General features: G+C 65.9%; 3 protein-coding genes and 2 pseudogenes. 3 read left to right on the top strand and 2 right to left on the bottom strand.

What is annotated here, in order from left to right; translation table 11 throughout:
* Nucleotides 1-325 precede the first annotated feature (325 nt).
* Both ACFWBT_RS42360 and ACFWBT_RS42355 read right to left on the bottom strand, forming a co-directional pair.
* Nucleotides 326-871, bottom strand: coding sequence for a phosphatase PAP2 family protein (locus ACFWBT_RS42360; RefSeq protein ID WP_385709981.1), 546 nt, complete (start codon nt 869-871; stop codon nt 326-328).
* A gap of 125 nt (nt 872-996) precedes the next feature.
* A pseudogene (locus ACFWBT_RS42355) lies at nt 997-1,164 on the bottom strand (YhjD/YihY/BrkB family envelope integrity protein); the annotation flags it as partial.
* 570 nt (nt 1,165-1,734) lie between these two features.
* Between ACFWBT_RS42355 and ACFWBT_RS42350 the strand changes: the two are divergent.
* From ACFWBT_RS42350 to ACFWBT_RS42340, 3 genes and pseudogenes are all read left to right on the top strand, one after another.
* Complete coding sequence (locus ACFWBT_RS42350; RefSeq protein WP_385709978.1) at nt 1,735-2,001, top strand: hypothetical protein; 267 nt, start codon at nt 1,735-1,737, stop codon at nt 1,999-2,001.
* 246 nt (nt 2,002-2,247) lie between these two features.
* A complete protein-coding gene (locus ACFWBT_RS42345) occupies nt 2,248-3,027 on the top strand; it encodes a histone protein (protein ID WP_385709975.1) in 780 nt (259 codons plus the stop codon).
* A gap of 6 nt (nt 3,028-3,033) precedes the next feature.
* A pseudogene (locus ACFWBT_RS42340) lies at nt 3,034-3,474 on the top strand (cyclase); the annotation flags it as partial.

Below are 3,474 nucleotides of genomic sequence, written 5' to 3'. Positions count from 1 at the left end.
CCCCAGCGCAGCTGACGCTCCCCCTCGGATGTGGGCGGCCCTGGCCCTTGCGGGGGCTGCTTCGCTGTCTTCGCCATTGCGGGACCTCTCGTCCTAGACGGGCTGTGTGGTGGCTCTCCTCACGCTGCGGACAGGTCTCCGGGTGCGCGGACACCACAACGCGCCGAGTGTCCCGTCACCTGTGCGCAAAACGTGACATAGGGGTCCAACCCGTTCTCTGTTTGGGCCGCGTCCGCGGGGATGGGGGCGTAATGACGCAGCTCGTCCGTTCAGAGAAGAGCGATCTGCTGCGAACAGGGATGCGCTGCGGGGTGGTGTGTGGCCGCTACAGCCGCTGCCGCGGCAGAAGCGGGAGGTGCCGGGTGAGCCAGGCGCTGCCCAGGCCGATCAGGGCGCCGACGGCGACATCCGTGGGGTAATGGGCACCCGACTGCACCCGCTCGATGGCCAGCAGTGCAGTCGGCACCGCGCAGATGGTGCCGACCAGCGGCCACGTGGGGGCAACGGCGGCGGTGAAGGCCACGGCGGCCGCGGTGTGGCCCGAGGGGAAGGAAGAGGAGTCAGGCCGGTCCTCCACCTCATCGTGCTCGATCCAGTCCTTGGGAGGCCGGGGCCGGTCGACCAGCTGTTTGCCCACGCCGTTGGACACCAGCTGCGCCAGGGCGAGCGCCGCAAGCCCCGAGGCTGCGGACGTTCGCCCGCGCCGTCCGCCGAACGCCGTCATCACGACCGCCGCACCACACCACAGCTTGCTGCTCTCCGCCGCCTCCTCCACCGCCGACAGCAGCCGGCCGACACCAGGTGGAATGCGGGAGGCGGCCCGCTGCGTCAGATGCCGATCCGCTTCGCGAACCCCTGTCACCAGTCTCATGAACCCTGAGTGTCCACAGACCGGCCATTGCACACTCACCCAGCACTCAATGGTCATTCTTCGCCTTCGTCGAGGTGGCGTAGGTCGTCCTCGTCCCATTTCCGGGTGTCGCGGGGCTGGGTCTAGGGCTCGGTCCCGGGCGGGAGTCCGCCGGCGATGGCTCGCTGGCGTACTGCCTCGGCGTCGAACTCCAGGCCGAGGAGGATGGCCAGGTTGCTGATCCACAGCCACACCAGGAAGACGACGACGCCGGCCATCGTGCCGTAGGTCTTGTTGTACGACGCGAAGTTGGAGCGCGCCGACAGCAGAGCGAGTGCACCAGGTAACGTGCAGCTCTTTGATCCTCTATATGCCCTGATGTTCGGATCCTAGAATCCGGGACCCTCCGCAGCCAGTACCCCGTGGGGCTTCGGCCCAGGGGATCTCAGGCGGCACGTTGGGCGCGGTGGCGGACTCTTCTCGGAGTCGGGGACCTTCGACGGGGAGGCGGTCCAGGCCCGCCGATTCTGGGGCGTGTGCGAGCCTTCCCGGCTCAGGTGCCCCAGAATCTGCATTGGAACCGCGTGAGGCTCCCTGGGCTCGGTGGGACGCGACGCCCGCACCTGTCTCCGGCCATGCATCGAGCGGCGTCCGGCGGAAGCGGGCCGCGTGGTCTCCCGTGCTCTCGCCACGTGCAAGTGCTCGGTGACCAGGCGAAATGAGATGGCGCCGGACCAGAGCGGGCGGGGCTTGAGGGCGTCGCGACGAGCTTGCAGAGTGCCAGCCTATGAGCTAGGTAGAAGTGAGCATTTCTGACTAATGGTGTGAATAGGGCGGAGTGGTTGGGGTATTCCGTCGAGGGGGCTAGCGGACGGGAGTACATCGTGATCATCAAGAAGATGCATGACATGGGTATCCGCAGCGAACACGCGTACCTGGCCGCCATGGCGTCTATAGGCCTCACTGTCGTCGCCTGGGCCGGCTCCTTGAAGATAGAGCCCGGCGTCGACATCGCCCGGGCGGACCGCTGGGGTATCTACATCGGCGAATGGGCCCCCACCTTCTTTGGCCTTGGGCTGGCCCTCTCCCAGTACGAGCAGCAGGACGACGCCATCGCCAGCGAACTGCTGGCGGACCAGAGCGTCAGCTGACTGGCGGGGGCTTCACCACGCCCCGGGCAAAGGGCGTTGTGCCAGAGCGCAAGCAGGAATGCGACATGTGCAATTGCCTGCGAGCGCACCTCTCTGTGTGCTGATCGGAGTCGAGACCGGACTCTGACGGTCACCGTCCCGTGCGGTGATACGTCTCGAACGCAGGACGCGGCCGCACGACCTGGAAGGGCTGTCGGGTCCGTCTGGCTCTGCTGAACCGGGAACTTGAAAGACGGAGACATCAGCTTGGAGGAGTTCGAACGAGAAGAGGAACGGCTGCTCGATCGGCTGCGTGTCGCACGGGCCTGTTCCGCGCCCCGAGCGATCGAAGGTGACGCAGTCATGGATGACAAGGAAAAGGTGGTTCTGGCGGCCGCTGTTGTGGGCGGCTATGTGCTGGGTCGCACCAAGAAGGGCCGGATGGCCCTGTCCATTGCGACGTATCTGGCGGGTCGGCGATTCGGCCTCGAACCTCGTCAGCTTGCCGCCGAAGGGATGCGAAGACTGGGGGAGATACCACAGGTCGCCGAGTTGCAGGAGCAGTTGCGAGGCGAAGTCCTGGAAGCGGGCCGCAAGGCCATGAGCGCCGCCGCCGACAGGGGCATGAGCACGCTCGCCGACGCCCTCAGCGAGCGCACGGCCCTGCTCGGCGGGAAGGCGAACGAGGCGGACGAGGACGAGGCGGACGAGGACGAGGCGGACGAGGAGGAGGAAGAAGAGGAAGAGCCGGAGGAAGAAGAGGCGGAGGCCGAGGGAGAGGAAGAGGAAGAGCCGGAAGGCGAATACGAGGAAGAGGAGGAAGAGCCGGAGGAAGAGGAACCGGAGGAAGAGGAACCGGAAGCGAAGCCGCGGAGGCGCCGTGGTTCGCGATCGGATCGGTCCCGCAAGGCACCCGCATCATCGGCAGGCGAGAAGGCCGCTCCCGCCGGTGGACAGAAGCCTCAGACGGCGAAGAAGACCGGTCCGGCCCAGAAGACGACGTCATCGAAGCGAGCCGCTTCCAAGCGCTCCGATCGTCGGAGGTAGGCCGTCATGACCAAGACGGAACAAGACCAGCCAGCGGAGCAGGCGTCGGGTCTGGACCGTGTTCGCGAAGAAGCGACCAAGTTCCTGTCCGCGCAGGTGGAGAATCTTACGGAGAAGGCCGGCGACAAACTGAAGGACGTCGCCGGGCAGCTCAGCGATTCGGCCGAGAGTGGCTCGCTTCCTGCGATCGGTTCCCGCATCCTCCAGGGCGACTCACCGCTGAAGGCCTTCGTTTCTGAGAAGGCCAAGGGTGTCAAGGACAACGTCGTGGAGAAGGCCAAGGGTGTCTTTGGTGGTGGTGGGGGGAAGGGGAAACGGAAGGCCAGTGGCGGCAAGGTCATGAACATCATCGAGGTTCTCGATGTTGGAGTGCCTTTGCGGGATGCGTATGACTACTGGACGCAGTACGACAAGTTCAGCAGCTTTGCCAAGGGTGTTCGCGACGTT

Origin of the sequence: Streptomyces sp. NPDC060027, from assembly GCF_042737005.1 — a bacterium.
Lineage (GTDB): Bacteria > Actinomycetota > Actinomycetes > Streptomycetales > Streptomycetaceae > Streptomyces.
This window is presented reverse-complemented; position numbering and strand designations above follow the sequence as displayed.

What these genes read in the sequence shown, in the direction of transcription:
- ACFWBT_RS42360 (WP_385709981.1), bottom strand. Translation starts at nt 871, where the DNA reads ATGAGACTGGTGACAGGGGTTCGCGAAGCGGATCGGCATCTGACGCAG.